The 21,721-nt window shown below is 44.3% G+C and carries 21 protein-coding genes and 1 riboswitch; of the genes, 6 read left to right on the forward strand and 15 right to left on the reverse strand.

From position 1 onward, the window contains the following. Window positions 1–266: 266 nt before the first annotated feature. Window positions 267–1,211, reverse strand: coding sequence for an SPFH domain-containing protein (locus ACL6C3_RS19110; RefSeq protein ID WP_413160620.1), 945 nt, complete (start codon window positions 1,209–1,211; stop codon window positions 267–269). Between the two features lie 175 nt (window positions 1,212–1,386). Further along, window positions 1,387–1,824 carry an NfeD family protein gene (locus tag ACL6C3_RS19115; protein WP_413160621.1) on the reverse strand — a complete coding sequence of 146 codons (438 nt, stop codon included), beginning with the start codon at window positions 1,822–1,824 and terminating at the stop codon, window positions 1,387–1,389. Window positions 1,825–1,989: 165 nt separating this feature from the next. Between ACL6C3_RS19115 and ACL6C3_RS19120 the strand changes: the two genes are divergently transcribed. Beyond that, a complete protein-coding gene (locus ACL6C3_RS19120) occupies window positions 1,990–3,924 on the forward strand; it encodes a PP2C family protein-serine/threonine phosphatase (protein WP_413160622.1) in 1,935 nt (644 codons plus the stop codon). A 267-nt stretch (window positions 3,925–4,191) separates the two neighbouring features. Here ACL6C3_RS19120 and tnpA read toward each other — a convergent pair whose 3' ends face one another. Next, complete coding sequence (gene tnpA, locus ACL6C3_RS19125; protein WP_413160623.1) at window positions 4,192–4,605, reverse strand: IS200/IS605 family transposase; 414 nt, start codon at window positions 4,603–4,605, stop codon at window positions 4,192–4,194. A 136-nt stretch (window positions 4,606–4,741) separates the two neighbouring features. On the opposite strand from tnpA, the gene ACL6C3_RS19130 reads away from it, so the two are divergent. Continuing rightward, window positions 4,742–5,071, forward strand: a complete 330-nt coding sequence (locus tag ACL6C3_RS19130) for a hypothetical protein (protein ID WP_413160624.1) — start codon at window positions 4,742–4,744, stop codon at window positions 5,069–5,071. A gap of 32 nt (window positions 5,072–5,103) precedes the next feature. Continuing rightward, window positions 5,104–5,472: a hypothetical protein gene (locus ACL6C3_RS19135; protein ID WP_413160625.1), complete on the forward strand. Its 369-nt coding sequence runs from the start codon at window positions 5,104–5,106 to the stop codon at window positions 5,470–5,472. Between the two features lie 112 nt (window positions 5,473–5,584). Here the strand turns inward: ACL6C3_RS19135 and ACL6C3_RS19140 are convergent, their stop codons facing one another. The 11 genes from ACL6C3_RS19140 to ACL6C3_RS19190 all read right to left on the reverse strand — a co-directional run bounded on the left by ACL6C3_RS19140 (window position 5,585) and on the right by ACL6C3_RS19190 (window position 16,466). Next, window positions 5,585–6,574: a methyltransferase domain-containing protein gene (locus ACL6C3_RS19140; RefSeq protein WP_413160626.1), complete on the reverse strand. Its 990-nt coding sequence runs from the start codon at window positions 6,572–6,574 to the stop codon at window positions 5,585–5,587. Between the two features lie 136 nt (window positions 6,575–6,710). Continuing rightward, window positions 6,711–7,160 carry a hypothetical protein gene (locus tag ACL6C3_RS19145; RefSeq protein ID WP_413160627.1) on the reverse strand — a complete coding sequence of 150 codons (450 nt, stop codon included), beginning with the start codon at window positions 7,158–7,160 and terminating at the stop codon, window positions 6,711–6,713. Between the two features lie 59 nt (window positions 7,161–7,219). Continuing rightward, the gene (gene metE / locus ACL6C3_RS19150; RefSeq protein WP_413160628.1) at window positions 7,220–9,553 is read right to left on the reverse strand and encodes a 5-methyltetrahydropteroyltriglutamate--homocysteine S-methyltransferase; all 2,334 of its coding nucleotides are present in this window, start codon (window positions 9,551–9,553) and stop codon (window positions 7,220–7,222) included. Between the two features lie 64 nt (window positions 9,554–9,617). Then, window positions 9,618–10,274, reverse strand: a complete 657-nt coding sequence (locus ACL6C3_RS19155) for a hypothetical protein (protein ID WP_413160629.1) — start codon at window positions 10,272–10,274, stop codon at window positions 9,618–9,620. Between the two features lie 65 nt (window positions 10,275–10,339). Continuing rightward, a complete protein-coding gene (locus ACL6C3_RS19160; protein WP_413160630.1) occupies window positions 10,340–11,308 on the reverse strand; it encodes a hypothetical protein in 969 nt (322 codons plus the stop codon). Window positions 11,309–11,374: 66 nt separating this feature from the next. Continuing rightward, on the reverse strand, window positions 11,375–11,755 hold the full coding sequence (locus ACL6C3_RS19165) for a DUF1636 domain-containing protein (protein ID WP_413160631.1): 381 nt from the start codon (window positions 11,753–11,755) through the stop codon (window positions 11,375–11,377). Between the two features lie 275 nt (window positions 11,756–12,030). Beyond that, window positions 12,031–12,179: riboswitch (cobalamin riboswitch) on the reverse strand. A gap of 209 nt (window positions 12,180–12,388) precedes the next feature. Beyond that, on the reverse strand, window positions 12,389–12,886 hold the full coding sequence (locus tag ACL6C3_RS19170) for a DsrE family protein (protein ID WP_413160632.1): 498 nt from the start codon (window positions 12,884–12,886) through the stop codon (window positions 12,389–12,391). 220 nt (window positions 12,887–13,106) lie between these two features. Beyond that, a complete protein-coding gene (locus tag ACL6C3_RS19175; RefSeq protein WP_413160633.1) occupies window positions 13,107–13,778 on the reverse strand; it encodes a restriction endonuclease in 672 nt (223 codons plus the stop codon). Window positions 13,779–13,796: 18 nt separating this feature from the next. After that, complete coding sequence (locus ACL6C3_RS19180) at window positions 13,797–14,954, reverse strand: DNA cytosine methyltransferase (RefSeq protein ID WP_413160634.1); 1,158 nt, start codon at window positions 14,952–14,954, stop codon at window positions 13,797–13,799. A 40-nt stretch (window positions 14,955–14,994) separates the two neighbouring features. Continuing rightward, on the reverse strand, window positions 14,995–15,912 hold the full coding sequence (gene murQ, locus ACL6C3_RS19185; RefSeq protein WP_413160635.1) for an N-acetylmuramic acid 6-phosphate etherase: 918 nt from the start codon (window positions 15,910–15,912) through the stop codon (window positions 14,995–14,997). 155 nt (window positions 15,913–16,067) lie between these two features. After that, window positions 16,068–16,466: a DUF3110 domain-containing protein gene (locus ACL6C3_RS19190; protein WP_413160636.1), complete on the reverse strand. Its 399-nt coding sequence runs from the start codon at window positions 16,464–16,466 to the stop codon at window positions 16,068–16,070. Between the two features lie 227 nt (window positions 16,467–16,693). Between ACL6C3_RS19190 and ACL6C3_RS19195 the strand changes: the two genes are divergently transcribed. Together ACL6C3_RS19195 and ACL6C3_RS19200 are read left to right on the forward strand one after the other, a co-directional pair. Beyond that, complete coding sequence (locus ACL6C3_RS19195) at window positions 16,694–17,812, forward strand: class I SAM-dependent methyltransferase (RefSeq protein WP_413160637.1); 1,119 nt, start codon at window positions 16,694–16,696, stop codon at window positions 17,810–17,812. Between the two features lie 197 nt (window positions 17,813–18,009). Beyond that, window positions 18,010–18,780: a calcium-binding protein gene (locus ACL6C3_RS19200; protein ID WP_413160638.1), complete on the forward strand. Its 771-nt coding sequence runs from the start codon at window positions 18,010–18,012 to the stop codon at window positions 18,778–18,780. Between the two features lie 268 nt (window positions 18,781–19,048). Here ACL6C3_RS19200 and ACL6C3_RS19205 read toward each other — a convergent pair whose 3' ends face one another. Continuing rightward, complete coding sequence (locus ACL6C3_RS19205; RefSeq protein ID WP_413160639.1) at window positions 19,049–19,990, reverse strand: peptidoglycan DD-metalloendopeptidase family protein; 942 nt, start codon at window positions 19,988–19,990, stop codon at window positions 19,049–19,051. Between the two features lie 522 nt (window positions 19,991–20,512). Here ACL6C3_RS19205 and ACL6C3_RS19210 point away from each other — a divergent pair. Further along, window positions 20,513–21,721, forward strand: a complete 1,209-nt coding sequence (locus tag ACL6C3_RS19210) for an HhoA/HhoB/HtrA family serine endopeptidase (protein ID WP_413160640.1) — start codon at window positions 20,513–20,515, stop codon at window positions 21,719–21,721.

Consider the following 21,721-nt stretch of genomic DNA (forward strand, 5'->3'; position numbering starts at 1 on the left):
TATGCTCCGGGAAATTGATCTCAAAAACTAAAAGCACTATTATCAATTGCTGGTCAGGACTGTGATCTCCATCACCACTGATTTTCGATTTGGATCACAAATTTTACACAAACAGAATAGTAAGAAAGCCAACTGACTTTTCTATTGCTCCGACTTAATCTTTAGGATACTACATTCTGAAAAAATTCTCATCATCTAAAAGCTTCAAAAAAAATAGGATAGGTTTCACCTACCCTAGCCTTGAATTAAAATTCATAATTTCTCGATTAAAAGGGCTTATTCAAATCAAGATTTTTCGGTTCGTTGCCAACAATTGCCTTCATTCCCTCCAACGTAGCGGGAATACTGCGGGGATCAATAAACATCACCTTGCTGCTTTCACTATTCCCGATGGTCGTTCCCATATCCATATAATTTTGAGCGAGTAAAAATTGCAGGGCTTCTTTGGCGTTGGGATCATTATTGAGAACCTTAGTAATAATTTGCAGTGCTTCGGCGGTGGCGTGGGCTTTCAACACTTGAGTTTGACGTTCGGCTTGGGCTTCTAAAATCATCGCCTTTTGATGGGCTTCCGCATCCAAAACCCTCGCTTCTGCATGACCTCTCGCACTATTAATCGCAGAATCTCGTTCCCCTTCAGACTTTAAAATCGCCGCCCGTTTTTGACGTTCAGCCGACATTTGCAACTCCATCGCATCCATCACCGCTTTCGCCGGACAAATATCGCGCAACTCAACCCGAGTCACTTTCACGCCCCAAGGATCGGTGGCAATATCGAGATCTCGCAACAACATTTCATTGACTTCCGTGCGGGCGGTAAACGTTTGATCGAGTTCAAGTTTACCCATTTCCGAACGAATTTGAGTGCGGACTAAATTTTCCATCGCCGCTTGCAAATTATTAACTTTGTAGCAGGCTTTTTCTAAATCCATAATCCGCCAATAGACCACCGCATCGACACTAATCGAAACATTATCGCGAGTAATACACTGTTGGGGAGGAATGTCTAAAACCTGTTCTCGAATCGTCTGTTTATAAGCAACGCGATCCAAAAAAGGCACGACAAAACTCAGACCCGGTTTCAGTTTCCGACCGTTATATTTTCCCAAGTTTTCAACCAACGCTTCATCGCCTTGATTAACAATTTTGACCGATCCGGCCAGACCAGAACCTCCCAAAGCCAGCAGAACCAATAAAAAGAATTGTTCCATTTTGAGTTCCCTCAATTTGTGCTAAAGTTTAGCAGACAGAAATCCGTTCAATTATCGATTACAAATTACAAACAGACCCAAATTTAACCAATACTCCTCTATTATTCAATCTACAGTTTCAGAAGGTTTCATCTCGGAAATCTCCAGATTTTTTCAAAAATTAATCCAATCTTAATCATTCGGAAGCATTCAGTAAGTTTTCTGAGATGACAATCAATGTATTGCCTTCGCGTCCAATCACAATCACCCTTTGATGGGGAGCGAGCGCCATTTCTCCGGCTTCCAAACGCGCCCGCCAAGAATTCCCTTCATACAAAACTCGACCGGTTTGACCGGGTAAAATTTCCGTTAAAGTTTCCGCTTCTTGTGCATCTTCAATGGTAGCAACTCGGCGACTCGGAAGCCATCGTCGCAACCCAACAATTGAACCAACCGATAAAATCATCCACAGTAAAACTTGTACATTGGCATAGGGAACAATTAACGACACTCCCGCCACCACCAGCGCACTCAAACCCATCATTAATTCTACAAAAGCCGTCGGTACAAACAACTCCATCAAGCACAGCAAGGCGCCAGCCAATAACCAAAAGAGTGTAGGATTGAGTAACATAGGCGATGAGCATGAAAGAGAACACAAGACCTACGCACCGCAGGGGTGAGACTGAACTGATTGTTCTTTCATGCAGAGTACAACTCAGAACAATCAAATAGAGGCTACAATCATTTTATATTTGAATTTTTCTAATTTGAGTCCTTAAGCAACATATCTTGACTTGTGTCCTTACAGAAACTTTTCCAAATTAGCAGTGCATCGCAACCTCCGATTTACTGTCCAAACCCCACCTGTCCGGAACCTCGCAACCTCATTGGCGCTCAAGTTTGCGAGACTTGTCAAACTCGGTTAACCTATCGGTATCTGTGGGCCGTCGGTTCAAGTGCGGCTCAAATTCAACCCGGACAAGTCGTCGGAAATCGCTATTATGTCGGTGCGCCTCAAGTCTGGCTCGATACCAAGCCCGCCGTCCCCCCAACCCTTCCCGAGTCCGTATCCGATGCGATGTTACCTTATTTGTACCTGTATCCCCACCGTTTGCATTTACCGGGAGTTTACGGGATTTATAACTTGGGTTCGGCTAATGATAGCGAAGAAATTTTATTATTAGATAATATCCCCACCGATTCTAAAGGTACACTTTTGCCGGCAATGGTAGAAGTTTGGCCGAAAACTAAAAGTGTTCGTCAGGTTTATTGGTTGTGGCAAATGTTGCAACTGTGGACGCCGTTATCGGAACAGGGGGCGGCTTATAGTCTATTAGTTAAAGATAATCTTCGCGCCGAGAGTTGGCGAATTCGATTAATACAATTACATCGGGGAAAAGTTCAGCCAAGCTTAAAAGATTTGGCAGAATTTTGGTCAGCTTTTATTGAAACCGCCCAAGATGAAGTGCAGAAACCCCTGCAACAGATTTCCAAACTGATGCAGACTTCTCACACTTCAATTGAAACCATTTCCGATGAATTGAATCAACTTTTGCTGCAACAAGCCGCCCAATTGCCCTTACATTTAGCCGTAGCCGGTCGCAGCGATACGGGGCCTGTTCGACCGCACAATGAAGATAATTGTTATCCGACACAACTCGATTTAGAACAGCTTGATAGTTATCCCAACAATCAGTTAATTCCTTATTTAAGTCTTGTTTGCGACGGGGTGGGCGGTCACGATGGGGGCGAAGTTGCCAGTCAGTTGGCGGTGAAATCCATTAAACCGTTAATTGCCACATTTATGGCTGAAATTAACGAACAAGAAAGCTTAACACCCCCGGATTTAATCGTCGATCAACTGCAAGAAATTACCCGGATCGCCAACAATGTGATCGCCGCCCAAAATAACGAACAAAAACGGGAATTAAGGCAGCGCATGGGAACAACTTTGGTGATGGCGTTACAACTTCCCCAAAAGATAAAAACCCCCAAAGGTTCCGAGTTGAAAAATGCTCACGAATTGTATATTGTTAATGTCGGAGACAGTCGCGCCTATTGGATTACTCGCGATTCTTGTCAGGCGTTAACCGTCGATGATGATGTGGCAACCCGAGAGGTTAAATACGGTCGGAGTTTGTATTGGGAAGCCGCTCAACGTCGGGATGGCGGGGCGTTAACTCAGGCGGTTGGCACCAAAGAAGCGGAATTTTTGCGGCCAACAGTGCAGCGATTTATTATCGAAGAAGACGGCTTATTATTGTTATGTTCCGACGGATTAAGCGATAATGATTGGGTGGAAAAATCCTGGGCGGCTTACGGCCCTGCGGTGTTGCAAGGCGAAAAATCTTTGGAGTCCGCAGTCGAAGGATGGATTAATTTGGCAAACACCCACAACGGTCACGATAATACTTCGATTGTATTAACTTATTGTGGCGTTTCTCCGCAGAAATTAATTCTAATTGATACCGCAGCCAAACCCAGTATACCCGATGAAATCGAATCGGAACCGACAGAAGCTTCCAAGGCGTTAATGTACGATGAAGAAGAACCCGAAAAACAACCCCAACCGACAGCTTCGGGTTTGAAAAAATGGCAACAAATTCTACTGGTTATCGGGATAGCGGTGTTGGTCATCGGGGGCGGTTTAACCATTTGGTGGCAAATTAATCGTTCGACGGAATTTGAACCCGAAAAAGAAACCGTACAAAGAAGTTCAGTCGTCGGTTAAAAGTCTCGTAGGGGCGGGTTCTGAATTGATCTATGTTTTCCCACAGAAAACTGATATAAACCCGCCCCTTTTCAGTCATCAGTCAGATCGTGTTTTCAGTTTTCAGTTATCAATGGATAATTGACAATTGATAATTGATCATTAATTAATGAGGTTTAAGACCTCTCCTTTCAAGGAGAAAAAAGAAAAATTATTAGTCGTGCGTAAAACCCCGTCCCTTGTGGGCGGGGATGAATGCACGACAAAATGGATGGGTTCGATGCCGATTCATTTTGTATGACCTCGTTGTTTTTGAGTTTCAATGTACTGTTGTACTGCCTTTTCCGAGGCTCCACCCACAGACGAGTAAAACGTACCATCGCTCCACATCCCCGACCCCCAAAAGCGGCGTTTTTTAAGTTCTTTAAATGTATTGAACAGATGTACAGCAGAAATGGATTTCATCGTTTTGGCAATTTCGACTGGCGCAGTCATATGATCAACTTGCACGAATACATGAACATGATCGGGCATGATCTCCAGTCCATGAAGTGTCCAACTATAGGTCTTGCAGATTTCGCCAATAATGCGTTTTAACTCGACCTCTACCGCGCCTTCAAGAACTTGATGGCGGTATTTGGGACAGAAGATGATGTGGTATCCAAGACAGTGTTGAGCGTGGGAAGAGGACAGTATTTTCATAGATTGGTGTTTACCAGTTGAATATATAAGGTTTGTGCTATCCTAAATATAATCACGATTTCTCAGGTCATTCGTTCACCGCCGATTGGCGGCGGTGAAGCGCGGATGACTCGTACCCTGCGTAATACCACCACCCATGAAGCGCACCGTTTCCATCCCCGTCGATTTGCCCCATGAGAGGTTTTTACCCCTGATGGGGTTTTGTGCTGACATCTTTAATCAGCACGTTGACTGGGCATTGAAAGAACGGACGTACAACAAAAACAAGGCTCACAAAGCAATGTATGCTCTTATCAGATTGCAGTACCCGGATGTGCCTTCTGCACTATTGCAAACGGTTCGGGATAATGCAATGGAGGCAGTCAAAGCTACCAAGTTCAAGCGGCATCCCAGAAAAAAGCCGACATCAGGATTGCGCTACGACAAGCGGACTTCGGACGCTAAGAGGACATCAGTTAACCCTTAGTTGCATTGGCAAGCGTGAAAAGCTCATCTTGAATGTACCGAAATACTTCCAAGAAGTCTTTGAAGCTTGGGAATTTTGTGCGGCTACACTTAACTTACTCAAAGCAGAATAAACAGTTCTGGGTGAGGCGGGTTTTTGAAACAGAAACCCCAACGCCAGTAGAAGGGGAAATTCAAGGAATTGACCGAGGACTGTACCACCAAGCTGTTACCAGTAACGGGCAATTCTTTAGTTCATCCCAGATCAGGGCAGTACAAAGACGTTACCTATACAATCGTCGTCAACTCCAGCAAAAAGGCACTCGTAGCGCCAAGCGTCGCTTAAAAGCAATGTCTGGATGCGAGAAAAAGATTGTTTGTTCTCAAAAGACTCTGTGCGGACACTTATTATATCAACATTAAAAACAGCAGGGCAATTGAAAGGGCGGGGCGGACGTCCCAAGCCGGGAACCTCCGACTGGGGTTAGAAGTGCGATTGCGGAAAATCAATTCACCCCGAACCCGCCCCGACAAATTACACCTTCACCGAAAGCTGTTCGCTGTTAGCGGTTTGCTTTTCGCGATCGCCATTGGCCCGCACAGCCCGAAACATCCCGAACCGGCAAAGTCCCGCCCCGAAAGCCAACCGCATCAACAGCAAAGTCGGCACTTCCCGCACGGATTTTAGAAAACCCGACAGCCCAAACCGCATCCATCCCAGGGGCCGAACAATTCCCTGCCAAATGGAATCAATCCAGGAGGGGAGGGTTTCTTGCGTCCAATCTGCGGTGATTACCTCGCCTTCTACCAGCCCCGTTTCCGCCAAAAGTTCGGAAAAGCCCTCAATGCTGGAAAACGCCGGGTGGGACCACTGATCGAGGAGTTGGCGCATCACCGGTTTTTCCCAAAAATTCAGGGGAATTTGACGGTCATCTCGTTGGTTCCAGTCCGCGACCACCAACACCCCGCCCGGTTTGAGAACCCGCAGCAACTCTTTGGCAAAAATCGCTTTATCCGGCATATGGGGACCCGCTTCGATGGACCAAACCACATCAAAACTGCCATCGGGGAAAGACAGCGCCATCGCATCATCAACCTGAAATTTAGCGCTGAGTCCTTCTGGAGTTAATTCTTGGGCGCGTTTCACCTGTTGGGGGCTGATGGTGACGCCGGTGACGTCAAACCCGTAATCTTTGGCTAAAATACGGCTACTTCCGCCAATACCGCAACCCACATCTAAAACCGTTGTATTTGGGGGTAATTTATCCAAGCCTCCCCAACGGACCATTTCATGTACAAAGTCTTCTTTTGCTGTGATAAAATCCTTATTTTGGGGCGGGGAACCGTAATGGCCGAGGTGGATGTGTTCGCCCCAGTAGTATTCTAAAATGCCGTCTTCGGTCCATTCGTCGTAGGAATTGGCGACAGAATCGGAGGATTGATAACGGCGGGCGCTGATTAGATAAAATCCGATGCCCAGCGTTAGGAGGATTAGGAAAAATCCCAGGATATAAAATAAACGCATTGAAATCTAGAGATCATACTTTTTTACAGTTTCGATCTTAATTTAGCACGTTTTCGCTCGGGTCAATGACAACTTTCCGGAGTAAATTTATCAACTAATTATCGAAATTGAATTCGACGCTTTTTTAGGGAAAGAACTAATTTTTGGGAGAATATTTAGAAAATTGATTGCTCCTAAAATCCGAATAACGAGTCAGGACTTGATCGTAACATTCTGGGGGAGAAATGGGTAAATCGGTGAGATAAAAGAAATTAACGGCTTGACCCGACTCCAACAGGAGAATTAAATCTTTTTTGGGGTTATAATTGTCAGCGGCTTGCAAGATATGACCCTTCATAAAATGCTGTTGCAAGATGACTGTATCCGGTGTTGCTAACCAGGCGTTGAGAAAGGGAGCAAGGCGACGGCGACAGACAAAATGAGCGGGAAATGTTTCGCCGACAACATTAAGAGTTGCCGTATTGGTGCTACAAACGACTACACCACGCTCACTTTTAAGATAACCCATCCAAGCATTATAACCCAGGGCGATTAAATTGGTTGCGATGAAATTTTGTTGCCAGTCTGTTTGCGATTGATTCATCATCGATGCTTAAGTTCGGCAAGGGATTTTCAGGGTGAGTTGAACCCACCCTTTTTTGAAAGTTACTCGTTTTCAGCTTGGGGTTGATTTTCGACTTCTATACCTGTTTTTGAGAGGAATTTTACAGGGATTTTAACTGTTGTTGACTCCTGTTCTTGACGGAGGTTTAAAGCTGCTTGAACCATATTTCGAGTTGCGGGAATCACTTCTTGCCAGTTGCGGGTTTTTAAACCACAATCGGGATTCACCCAAATTTGGGAAACGGGCAAATATTGTCTGCATTTTTGTACATTTTCTTGGAGCGTTTTCAAAGTCGGAACTGCCGGAGAATGAACATCATAAACACCCGGCCCAACTTGATGAGAATAACCCGCATTGGTCAGTTGCATCAACGTTTCATTATTACTGCGAGAATCTTCTATCGAAATCACATCCGCATCCAACTGTTGAATTGACTCCATAATATCGCCAAATTCTGAATAACACATATGGGTGTGAATTTGGGTTTGAGGTTGAGCAATACCAGTACACAACCGAAAAGCATCAACAGCCCAACTTAAATATTCATTCCAACGCTGTTGTTTTAGGGGTAAACCTTCCCGCATTGCGGGTTCATCGACTTGAATAAATTGAGCGCCTGCCGCTTCTAAATCTGCAACTTCTTCCCGAATTGCTAACGCCAATTGAAAGGCTTGTTCTTGGCGGGAAATCTCGGTGCGGGGATAAGACCAATTCAGCATTGTTACCGGGCCTGTTAGCATTCCTTTGACGGGTTTTTCGGTGTAAGATTGAGCCACTTTAAATTCCCGAACGGTCATAGAATGAGGGCGAGAAATATCACCAAAAATAATCGGGGGACGAACGTAGCGACTGCCGTAACTTTGTACCCAACCGTGAACGGTAAAAGCGTAACCTTCTAACTGTTGACCGAAGAATTCGACCATATCAGACCGTTCAAATTCTCCATGCACTAACACATCCATTCCCATTCCTTCTTGCAAACCAATACAGTAAGCAATATGGGTGTCAATTTGAGCTTGATATTCGGCTTGGGTCAGTTCGCCTTTTTTGTAGCTTGACCGCAATTTTCGCACGGCTTTCGTTTGCGGAAATGAACCGATAGTTGTGGTGGGGAAGGCGGGAAGTTTAACTTGTTTTTGAATGCGTTCTGTGTAGGGTAGACTGCGTTTAAAGGTATCCGTTGTTAAGGCTTGCAACTGTTTTTTAACCCGCTCGTTTGCCGGACTAAATTGTTGGAAAGCATCCCAGTTATTTGCGATTAAATCTTCCGTGAGTTCTTGTTCGAGTTGAGTATTTTCTTCGGATAGGGTTCGGTCTAAAAATTCAACTTCTTGCAGCTTTTGTTCGGCAAAACTCAACACATTTCGCAGTGCTTCCGGAAGTTGCTTTTCTCGCGACGCATCGTAGGGAACAAACTGCAAGGAAGCCGAGGGTTGAATGGAAATTTCCGGCGCTAAAGTTTGAATTTCTGACAGCAGTGGAAATATTTTATCCGGGCGAATTTGCCAAACATTTCGGGCGTCAACAATGCCAACGCCCAAGCGTTTATCCCGTTTCCAACCCCGAGTTTTTATTAAGTCTAGATTGTGTCCGCGAGTGAAATCTAAACTAATTGCAGAAACGGGTAATTCGATAACCCAAGGATAGGTTTCTCCCAAATCATCAAAATAGGTGACAAGATGAATGGGAAGATTCGCTTGGGAAAGTTCGGCGTAGGCGGTTTGATAGTGGGGCTTTAATTGTTCAGCATTGCCAAAAACCAAGGCGGGTTCGTGTAACTGAACTTCGACCATTCCTAACGCTTTTAGTTCGGTTAATAGGGTTTTGTAGAGGGGCAAAATTTGCGTCAAGACTTCACCCAATTCTACGCCTTCTAACCGACTTAACCGCAGCAATGTTACCGGGCCGATAATAATGGGAATTGCCCGTTCTCCCAGGAAATTTTTTGCCCGTTTAACCGTTGCTAAAAAATCCTCAAAGTTGGCTTCGGGTTTAATATCGGCACTAATTTCAGGAACGAGATAATGGTAATTTGTATCAAACCATTTGGTCATTTCCAAAGCGGCGATACCCTCTTTTCCTCGCGCCATTGCAAAGTAGCGTTCTAACCCGGAAAAGGCTTGAAAACGGGCGGGAATTAACCCCAAACGAATCACCCAATCTAAAACTTGGTCGTAAAGCGTGGCATCTCCAATTCCAATCTTTTTAATATTGGCTTCGGCTTGGGTTTTCCAGCCTTGTTCCTCAATTTCTCGCGCCGTTTGTAACAGTTCGTCGGCGGTAATCTCACTCCGCCAAAACGACTCTAAAGCTTTTTTAACTTCGCGATTTTTACCAATACGAGGATATCCGAGTGTAGAGGTGGTAATTGCCATTGAATCTCCTTTTATTGTTGAGAGAATACTTGAGAACGTCTTCAGTTGAGACTTTCTTTAAACTTCAGAATTTTTGACCGCAACCGGGGGGACGGTAGCCCGACTGAGAAGGAACGGTTTGAATGATTAGCCCCATAAATAGACTGTGAATCGCCGATAAACTCATCGCCCAAACCGCATCTTTTACAAAAATTCGCCACAATATTTCTGCGGTAAAACCATGTCCGCCCATCAAATCCGCAATCAGTACAATACTGCCTTCAAACAGGGCATAACCGCCCACAATTGCCACAATTAACCAAATGAGATAACCCCAAAAGTTAATCCGGCTAAATCGGGGTCTGAGGGTAATTAATCCCGTCACAATGATTGTACCGATTCCCATTACCAAACCCCAGGTAAACAATTCTTTTGTTTGAGGATATTGGCGGATGGTAAAACCATACAATTGATTGGCAAACCAAATCATTAAAGCGGTGAATATCGCTTTTTTGCGGGGGAGAGTATTGCCAGTAACAGCCGCAAACCCAACTAAAGGAACGTGGGGATAAATTACACTGCTGAAGCTGCCAATTCCGACTAGGAAAAACGACCAACTATCACCTTTGGCGATGGCATTCCAAGCCGCTTCCCAGAGGCTTGAACTGCCTGAAGGAAAGGGTTTAATTGATTCCGAATGGAGAATGAAAGAGCGTTCAAAACGCTTGACATCAGATCTCATCTTTTCTCCTATTTAGAGGAGAGTGAGGCGATAGAAAATCTCTGGACTCACTCTTATATTTTATCTTAATTTCGAGAAACCGTTTGACGATTTTTTAACAGCCATTTGCCGATAATTCCGAAAGTAATTAACCCCAAAATTGAGGATGGTTCGGGAATAGCTGCCGCATGAATTACCCCAATTGCTTCTAAATCAAAACCGCCAGAACCCGGAATTGGAGTTTGCCAGGGGTCATAAATCGGATTGCCTTGGGAGTCCAAGAAAGCGCCGTTCCCCGGAATATCAACGATGCGAACATAATTGATATTATTCAGGTCAATTTCTCCGGAAAAAGTTGCCAGAGAATCCGTCAGTACATCCAGGTCAAAAGGAGTTCCCCAAGAACTTTGAACAAATTCTTCGTCGGAAATCACAACCCCATTATTAACGTGTTTTCCCGCCAAATTATAAACCTGGGTTGCATCCAATTGTCCGAAGGGTTCGAGGGGGTTTTGAGTCAGAGAAATACTGGGAAACCGCAGAAAATCAGTCCCGTTACTGGAAACTTCCACATAAGCTAATTCGGCGAAAAGGTTGCCCGTTTCTGCAAACCCAATTCCATTTTCAAATACGGCAAAATCGGCCCCCGCTTTATTTACAATAGGCTTGTCAAAGGTTAAAGTAATTTGACCGGGAGAAACGCCTGCTGCAATTTGTTCGGCGGTTAATTCTCCCAAAGAGGCAATCCCGTCAAAAGCGGCTGTAACCGGCCCCAAGGTTTTCTCTGGGGTTAACCATCGTTCTTCGACTCCCGGCGTGGGTTGATAGTCTATAAATTCTGTCGCCCAACCCACAAATATCGGGTTAATACTATTATTCTGCGTCACCAAACCTTCACCATCAGAACCGATAAATCCTGGAATGCCGGAGTCTATTTTTCCGGGGTCGGATGTTGACCCAGAAAAGGTTGCGGCTGCCGCTTCGTGGGCGGTTAAGGTTAGCAGAAATAGGGTCAAAAATGAGCCAATATTTTGAACCCATGACAAATTTTTCATTTGAGTTTTTCCTTTGAAAATTTCTTGAGTTTGACTAATCGTTAACTTCGGCAAAAGTTAACTAACTTACCGATTGAGTTGGGGTGGAACGCAAGCAATAATTCGCTGTTTTAGGAGTTCGGGTCGTTCTTTTCTGGGCAATTTTCCATCCGGTTTTAGATAATATTTGCTGGCACATTCTAGGATTGAATGTGCCGCATCCGGGGAGGAAAGATTTCCAAATAAATAGGTGGGTTTTTGGGACGCAGAAAAAGCAACGACACAGGAACGTTTGCAAGCGCTCATGCAGGTAACGGGTTCAATTGAAAATTCAGCTTTCAACTCCCAAGTTTCGGAAAGTTGAGACAGTTGCTGATGCAATTTTTCCCCGCCACTTTCCCCAACGCGCTGGTTTCCTTTCCAGACACTCGCACAGGCCGTGCAGACAAAAATTGTGTGTTTAGTCATTAGAAATTGTCGGGCGAACCTAACCGGAACACCCTATTTTTTGGGAAGAATTGACCATCTAGAAACTAACTCCAATTTCGTTAGTTCGTGCAATCGAAATAGGCAATATTGACCTCAAAAAAATTGAGGCGATTCTTCTTTTTTGCAAATTGCCATCGCAGCTTATTCTGGAGGTTTTTCCCGCTCCAAACCAGTGCTGTGACTCAGATGAAAACGTAACGTATCGAATTGTAAAAAGACTAATCCAAACACTATCTGTACCTCGCAGACGCGCAAATAAAACACTATCAATCGGCGGGCATTCTGACTCAGAACCTTGAATTAAGATTCATCACAGTTGCGGGACAGCGACGGATTTGCACCGAACTTTCCCCCTTGCGTCTAATGGCTGATCCCCATTAGAACCGATAGGCGTATGATATCACATCTGTGAGATTTTGGACAAATTTTTATTTAATAATTAAAAAAAGATTTTCTTCTCCCGGTAGGAGAACGGTCGGGGATGAGGTTCTGACCCTCGAAAGAAGAATCACACAATTAAGTTGAGTGACTTGCCATTATAAATCACTCAACATCGCGTTTAATTTTCTCTAATTTTTGCAGGAAAACTCCTAGAAATTCATCTTTGAACTGTTAATATGAAACCGTGACCGTGTTGGGATCAAAAAGAAGTGGCAGCGCTGCTCCTTGTTCTCCGAGAACAACACCTTCAATAAAGTCCGCCTGAGTTAATCCGGCTTCGCGAGAGCAACTCGGACAAACAATAACTTTTCCTCCATCTTGGATGAACGCTTGCAATTTTTGATGAATATTCAAGTTACTGTTACCTTCGGTTGCGGGAAGTCGCTCTCGATCTACTAAATATACACCCCGCACATTCAAGAATATTGTAGTCGGTTGATGTCCCTTTTTCAAGGCATTATGCGCCAGAGAAATCGCCATATTTGCTGTCCATGTATCATCGGTTGTTAGGTTAACAAACAGTCCTCCTCGCTCCACCTGGTTTTCAGTTGCTTGAGCCGATGTCGTTTCCGATAGAGCGGGTAAATGATTGGCTGTAGCGATGAAACTTGAACCCACTAACCCACTCAAAATTGAAGTTGTCAACAGAGAAAGAAATTTAGATTGCATCGGGTTGGCCTCCGACAATTTCTTCAAAAACAACAAACCCGCCGTCATCAGAACAGCAGGTTGCTAGGCACTGAAAAGTTTCTATCAGCCTTTTTTAGCTGGTTTGAGGACGTATGGAATAACCTTTTCACGGGTTTAACTTAATTATTGAGCGACAAGCCAACCCTGTCAAAAGACGGCCTGTCAAACATTAAAAGACTGTAATATTCACGCAGGCATTTTATAATAATCTTCCCCTCAACAAATTTTCAACTCCTAATGTCTGCTTCTGTGCTTGTTCAATTATTCTTCTATACTGTAATCTCCACTGCAAAGCATTAGAAATCGTTAGATAGCCAAGTTCGGGCGGTTGATTGATAATCCGATCTGCTAATAATTCACGTCCAATTTCATCCAAAGGTAAATTACGTTCCTCTAAAAAAGCAATGATATCATCTTTGTTTCCTTGACGGCGTAGAATCTCTCTTAAACCGTATGTGGTTTGATAGTCTCCGGTGCGTTCCTTTTCTACAAAAATAGCGTGTTGAAAATTTAAAGTCGCAGTCCGAGATTCGTGAATATCGAGTTTTTCATAAGCAAAAACAAGGAGATGATAGCCGAGTCCGTAGATTTTATGACTCGCATCACGAAACGGACAGGAAGATTGAGGTTGACGAATTGAGGTTACTTTTAAATCAACTTCTAATTCAGGAAAATCAATTCCACTCGCAGCACTTCCCAACGTGTAGGAGTATTTAATTCGCAAATATTGATTAAATGTTTGTTTTACATAAGTTCCCACCGCCTTCCCATCTGTGATACCGTAAAGCTGAGGAATGGCTCTAGTTCTCAACTCCTGAACAAAGTTTCCGGCTTCTATTTTGAGAAGGGATAAAGTTAGCACTCTCGTCATAACCTTAATAATTCCAACTTAAATCGGTAACTTTAATTGTTCCCATTTTTTAGATTTAAACTCAATATTTTTCCGACCTATTCGCCGACAAATCCATTCAACACAAGCGGGAACCACCGCATTTCCATATAACATATATTGATCATAAACCCTCGCCACTCTACACCAATGATCGGGAAAACCCATTAATCGAGCATACTCTATATTGGTCAAGCGCCGAAACTTGTTTCCCACTTGGTAACGTTCATAATGTCTGGAAGTTGATGCGGTTAAAGTTGAGGCTACCCCATTAATTCCAAAGATTGTATAGCCCAAACGAGCGCCTCCTCCTTGATTGTACAAAATCTCAACACCGTTACAATAGCGATTTACAACTGTACTTTTTTTAATTCGTTCTCGGGTATCTGCGGTAAAATCAAACTGTGTATCTATGTCCGGTTCATCTTGAAGAATATCTTTGAGTTTTTGCGGGGGTTTTTGGTTAACTAAAGCCGGAATTTGGCGAGTATACATTTGGTTTTGATAGGCAATTCCCCAGTTATGATTTTTAGTTTGTTGTTCCAAAACAATCGGCTGAAGACATTTTTCTAAGGTTTCAATACCCGTGTCTAAAATATCCCAATCCTCTTGAGTGAGTAAAACCATGAATTTTTCAAGATTCGGGAAAGGGTTCTTTGTTGTCGATTTTGTTCCTAAAATAAACACGCGATCGCGATTTTGAGGAATTCCAAAATGAAGCGGATTAATCAATCGCCATTCGATAAAATAATCTAGGGAAGCTAAAGCATTTAAAATCACCCGAAAGTGATAGCCTTGTTCCATTGTCAGAATTCTTTTGACATTTTCCAGTAAAAAATATTGGGGCTGTTTTTCAGCGATAGTTTCAACAATGCGTTCAAATAACGTTCCCCGAACCCGATCGCGAATTCCCTGTTTTTTTCCCGCCGGACTGAAGGGTTGACAGGGAAATCCGGCCGTGAGAAAATCATGTTGGGGAATAGTTGATAAATCAATTTGGGTAATATCAGCTAAGACAATCGAATTTTGTCCGAAATTACTTTCATAAACCCGACAACTCAACTCATTGCAATCATTCGCCCAAATGGTTTCAATATTGGCGGCTTCCATTCCCAAACGAAAACCACCAATTCCCGCAAATAATTCAATCGCTTTCAACACGCTTCTCCAGATTTCTAAACCCGATTTCTAAAAATGATCAACCTTGCTGACAACTTAACACCGCTTCCCGCAAATTTCCCCGAAACTTTTCTAACAACTTCTCTCCGTCTTCCGCTTCCAACCCCGTCCAATACATCAGCAAAGCCAACTTCACAGACAAACCACTTTTATCTAATAATTCCCCCGCTTCTTGGCGGCTAACACCCGTTAAATCGGCGATAATTCTTAAAGAGCGATCGCGCAATTTCTTATTCGTCACCGCCACATCAACCATCCGATTTCCGTAGACTTTCCCCAACTTAACCATCACGCCGGTTGAGAGAATATTTAACGCCATTTTCGTTACAGTTCCCGCTTTTAACCGAGTTGAACCCGCAAGAATTTCCGCCCCAACTAACAAACGAATATCAACATCAACCTCAACTTTTACCTGTTCTTTGGGAACGCAAGCGATAAAAATCGTCTTCGCCCCCCGCTGACGCGACGCCTCCAACGCCCCGAGAACATAGGGAGTTGTCCCCCCGGCGGTAATTCCGACAACCACATCGAGATCGGTAATGTGGCGGTGGGCGATCGCCTGTTTCCCGTCTTCGCTGCTATCTTCGAGATCTTCGGAACTCCGCACCAACGCCGCCGCACCCCCCGCTATAATGCCCTGTACCAACTCGGGAGGGGTGCAGAAGGTGGGCGGACATTCGGCCGCATCCAACACGCCCAGACGCCCGCTAGTCCCCGCTCCGACGTAAAATAAGCGCCCGCCGTGACGCATGGCTTCAGCGATCAGATCGATAGCTTGGGCAAGAGGTTCTCGGGAATGGGCGATCGCCAACAAAGTTTGGATATCTTCTCGGTTAAATAAGTCTACCAACTCCAGAGAACTCAACTGATCTAAGTTCTGACTGCTGACATTAATCTGTTCGGTTAAAAGATGTCCCCGCGTCTCGGAATCATTCATGTTCTCGCCTTTAAATATTTATATCGTGTTTATATTGTGAAAAATATATTGTTGTTTAGTGTTGCCGTTTAACACCCATTTTACCCCAAATGTTCCGGCAATTTTTAGGAGTTTATTAGCCTTCGCGATCGCAGATCGTGAAAATAGCGACTCTCTTATAATAATCCTTCCAATCTCCGTCGGATATTGTCGAGTTCATCGGGAGAATATTCTACCTCGGACTCGGGCTTTTGCGTGGGTTTTTGCGTGGGTTTTTCCTCGGACTCGGGTTGCCAATCGGTCTGTTCTACGTTACTCTCAGGAGGAACGGCCAACTCACCCGCCTCAATCAGTTGCCAGTCGTAGTTAACGCTGCGACAAAATTCTTTGATTTCCTCATCCTCTATGGCTTCAACGCTGGGCGCCGGAAAATCTTGAGCTTCTAACAGGACGGCGAAGCGGGTTGCATCTTCCTCTTGCTCAAACATTAGCACAGTGTTGCGATCGCCCATCTGGATGGTGTGAATTCCTTCGTTCTCTGTTCCTGCATTAAACAGGAGTACGTATACGCGCATAGGTTCCCAACCGTTTGATGACAACTTTTTTATTCTACCGATCTGATGCCCGTTACTCAACGAGCAAACCACATCATCATACAATATCATTATTGGGGTTCGGTTTCAATTTGATCCGCTTTCAGCCCCGAGTTGAATTGAATTTCTGGTCAGCCCGATTCATTCATGGATCGTCCACGTTCACCTTTTTTTCTCCGATTTATACAACTCGACGAACTTATTATAATATGATTCTTAATGATTTTCAGCAACTCGATCCAAGCCTGCAAGTCTTCATCAAAGATCAAGTTTCATTCCCTCAAAAATTTCCCTCTGTCATCAGTCCACAGGATGAAATGTATTTGTTTGCGCTCCAAAATCATCGGATTCCCGAAAAAGCAAGAATTCGATACTATTTTAATGGTCGCCGAATTTTTGATGCAGTCGATCAGGTCGTTCGGTGGAAATTTCAAGGATTTAATCGGATCAATTCCTTTTTGGATTTTGCCGGGGGTTACGGACGTTTTACCCGGTTTCTTTTGCAAGAACTTCCGCCGGAAAAGGTTTGGATTTCTGATATTTACAGCGATGCTGTTAAGTTTCAACAGGAACATTTTGGAGTCAATGGTATTGTTTCAACCGTTCATCCTGAGAATTATTTAGTTCGGCAAAAGTTTGATTGTATTTTAGCTTGTTCTTTTTTTAGTCATCTCCCCGAAAAAACCTTTACCCTTTGGCTAAAAACCCTTTATAACTTAATCACTCCTGACGGGATATTAATGTTTAGCGTTCACGATAGAGACTTATTACCAACCGAGTCAAAAATTAACTCAGATGAAATTTTATTTATCCCCGAAAGCGAAAGTCGTTCTCTCGATGTTAACGAGTATGGAACCTCTTATGTCGGCGAAGAATTTGTCAAACAAACGGTTAACCAAGTCAGTCAAGGGGAAGCAATTTGCTATCGTATTGCTAAAGGGATTTGTCGCTATCAAGATTTATATTTAGTCGCTAAACCTCCGATTCCAGAGTTTTCGAGTTTACAATTTAGTCATCATCCTTGGGGACGTGTAGAACAAGTTAACTACACCCCGGAAGGAGAACTTAAAATCAAAGGAACGGTATCAGAAATAAATCCGAACAGTCAAATCGAAGGTATTTTTATTTTTGTCAATAATCAATTGATTAAACAAGTCAAACCCCAAAATAATTTGGATGAAAATTTAATATTATTTTGGTCAATAAAAGCTCAGATTCCGGGTTTATCTGCCGAAGATGTCATCTCGATCAAAGCGATCAATACCAGAGGTTTGGAATGGGTTTTTGAAGCGGCAACTTTAGAAGTCTTAAGGGCTGCAACCCCTTAACCTCCTAGAATAAAACCCCCAAAATCAGGAATTCGACCGTCGAGAGACTGTCCCCAACCGAAGTATCAAAAAAACAGCTATATTTTAAAATTTATAATTTTTTTATGAAAAAAGGGAACAAAAATGTGTTAAAAATTATCCTGAAGTTCTATCAATAGAACCGAACAAACGTTGTAGCTGTTTAACTTTAAAACCTCATGTCTGATCAGACTCCCGAAATTTTTACAGAAGAAATTGATACCCTACGAGGGGGAGCGGATGCCGATACTTTTACGCTGCGAAACAACAGCGATCAACTGAATGTCTTATTATTAACGCCTCCTGCAACCCACCAGGGAAGTTCTCAAGCCGAAGAAATGCTCGGTACAGAAGAGAATGATGTTATGTATGGTCGTCAGGGAAATGATACCATATCGAGTTTTACAGGCGATGATTTCCTCAACGGAGAATTGGGGGATGATTTGCTATTTGCGGGTCGAAATAATGATATCTTAATTGGAGATTCCGGTGAAGATACTATGTTTGGCGATCGCGGAGAAGATACCCTCTATGGCGGATCGGCAGGGGATGTGATGTTTGGCAATAACGAAGATGATACCGTCTTTGGCGATCGCGGGGATGATACAATTTATGGGGGTCAAGGTGATGATGAACTTACAGGCGGAACGGGTAGCGATTTAATATTAGGCGATCGCGGAGAAGATACATTAACCGGCATAACCGGACGGGGTAAAGGCTATACGTTAATTGAAGACTTTGACCCTCAAGAAGATACGATTCAATTAGTGGGAAATGCCGATACTTATGAGTTGGTTGATACTGGGGATATAGAAACAAATAGTTCTGTCAATTTACCCTCAGGAACCGGAATCATTTATGAAGATTCTGACGGTTCAAAAGAACTGATCGCCGTCATCGAAGGCGACACCTCCCTCGATCTCAACGCTAACTATTTTGATTTCTTCTAATCAGAAGAAGGTGTCAGGTTTTAGGTGTCGGGTGTCGGGTTTGTAGGGGCGGGTTCTCAATAAATTGATCATCTCCCACTCTCAACTGATATAAACCCTTCCTTTGAGTCGGGGAAAAACTGATCGTGGGTTGGGGGCAAGTTTATGTAAGTTATTTCTGGGTAAGATCAATTTAGTTAGAACCCGCCCCTACGCTGACTATTCCCTGTTCCCTTTCCCCTATTGCCTATTGCCTGTTGCCTGTTGCCTGTTGCCTGTTGCCTGTTCCCTAATAACTGGTGACTGGTGACTGGTGACTGGTGACTGGTGACCGTTCCCTGTTCACCGTAAAATAGGGATCGGGATTTTCGGCCACCCAACCCAACTGAGAGTTATAGCGAATTTCAAAATGAAGGTGAGGTTCATCGCTATCCGGTTGTCCGCTGATGCCCACCTTGCCTAAAATGGCACCTGTGGCGACTTTCTGACCGACGGTAACATTAATCTCAGATAAATGAGCATAACGGGTCTGTTTACCCGATTGATGATTAACCACCACTAAATTACCATAACCGCTTCGATCGCCCGTAAAAGCCACCACACCCTCACCGACGGATAACACGGGCGTACCAATTTTAGCAACTAAATCCAGACCACTATGAAAAACAACCTGTCCGGCCGTCGGATGTAATTGCCAGCCATAACCCATTTGTACAGCCGCCTTAGCCGGTAAAGGATAACCCGATAAAACCGCCTTAGCCGGAACCACAGGGCCACCGGGAGTCCAATTCACCCCCGGAACAAACACCACACGGGGTTGAGACTGACAGCCATTGACTTCAAAAATCACATCCGCCCGGGCATTGTAAGCTTGAGCAATCTCCTGTAACGTGCTACCGGGGGGAATTTCAACCACAATCCCATTGTAGGGCGGAATCACAATCACTTGTCCGACAGACATTTGATTTTGTCGCAAGGCGGGATTCATCCCCAACAGCGTCGCCGGAATCAAGTTATACTGACGGGCAATACTTTCGAGAGTTTCACCCGAGCCTATGCGATGTTGTTGTAACCGAGACAAAACCGGAGGCGGACAAACATTAGCCGAGTTTTGATCTCGAATCAATAAATCGTTAGCCTCAGCCGCTGTAGGAACGAGTACAACCGCCGACAAGGGAATCATCAACCCCAACAGAGAAGAGACAAAAATGCTGAAGTGTTGGCAAATCATATCGGCTTTTAGCCTCATTACACCTTTAGGATAAGCGAATTAACAAAACAATCTTCGAGCAAAACAAAGCCAGACCCGACAAGTGAGCGATCTCCATCGCGAAAAATTCCCCCGATGTCAGGGTTCCTAGCTCTCCTGATCCTACCCTACCCCGATGGTAAAGAAACCAAAAATAGAAAATTGTCTCTCTCAGCTTAAAGAATTTTGGATAAAGTGGAAATATAAGACTAAACGGGAGATAATTCATAGATATATTTTTTCTCCCTCGAGTAGAATTGGGTCAACACGGGTCTGTTAGGGGGTGAAATCAGCAAGGAAGAAAGGGGAATCTAACCGGGAACCCTTCTGGCATGGGCAATTGTTATGGATGCTTACCGTTTATCGCTGACATCTTTCACGGCTCGATCGTGATAGATTCAAAAAAAGGGTTAACCCGACCAGTTAGTTTGATTTCCAACTTTAAGTAGAGACTCCAGCAAATTCATTGCCTGGGGAGAAGACGTATCCATCGGAAAAGTGCAGATGAACTTGTCTATAAAACAACTCACAGTATACTTGGCTCTACTCTCCATCGGTGGAGGTACAGGATGGTTAGGAAATCGCTACCTGCAAGCGAAACACCTCACTCAAAACTCGCCCGCCGTTCCTGTTGTTCGTCAGTTACCCACGAATACCGAACCTTTGGTTCCAGAAAATCGGGTCGTTGAACGCAGCAGTCCGAATTTTATTGCTGAAGCGGCGGAAATTGTTGGCCCGGCGGTGGTGCGAATTGATGCCGCCCGTCAAGCTAGAAATGGGCCAGGTGCTTTGAATAACCCATTATTTAAACGGTTTTTTGGCGATCAACTTCCCGAGGCGAATGAACGGGTACGACGGGGAACGGGTTCGGGTTTTATTGTGGCCTCCGATGGTCGTTTGATTACCAATGCTCATGTTGTTGATGGGGCTGATACCGTGCTTGTTACCCTCAACGATGGTCGCACGTTTGAAGGGAAAGTGAAAGGGGTTGATGATTTAACCGATATTGCGGCGATTAAACTCGATGTTAAGGATTTGCCGGTTGCTCCGATGGGCCGCTCCGATCGCATTGTTCCCGGACAGTGGGCGATCGCCATCGGGAATCCTTTGGGCTTGGATAATACGGTAACGGTGGGGATTATTAGCGCGACCGGTCGATCGAGTTCTCAGGTGGGGATTCCTAAAAAGCGGGTGCGGTTTATTCAAACCGATGCGGCGATTAATCCGGGGAATTCCGGCGGGCCGCTTTTAAATGATAAAGGAGAAGTGATCGGGGTGAATACGGCGATTCGCGCCAATGCCCAGGGGTTGGGGTTTGCCATTCCCATCGAAACCGCCGTCAGAATTGCCAATCAGCTTTTTGAAAAAGGGAAAGCCGATCATCCCTTCTTGGGGGTGCAAATGGTGGAGTTGACGCCCAAGATTAAGGAGGAAATGAGCGAACAGGTTGAAGTGAAGTTGTCTCAAGATCGGGGGGTCTTGGTGGTTCGCGTTGTCGAAGATTCACCGGCCTTTAAAGCCGGTATTTTAAAAGGAGATATTCTCCAAAAAGTGAATAATGTACCCGTTAATACTCCCACTCAAGTCCAAGAAGAAGTGGAAATGCGGGCGATCGGCGAGGAGTTAGCGATTGAAATTAACCGCCAAGGAAAGGTTCAAACCCTCAAATTGAAAACCACTGCTTTTCCAGATTCGGCTTTATCTGGGGATTGA

Source organism: Capilliphycus salinus ALCB114379 (assembly GCF_047276495.1).
Taxonomy (GTDB): Bacteria; Cyanobacteriota; Cyanobacteriia; order Cyanobacteriales; family Microcoleaceae; genus Capilliphycus; species Capilliphycus salinus.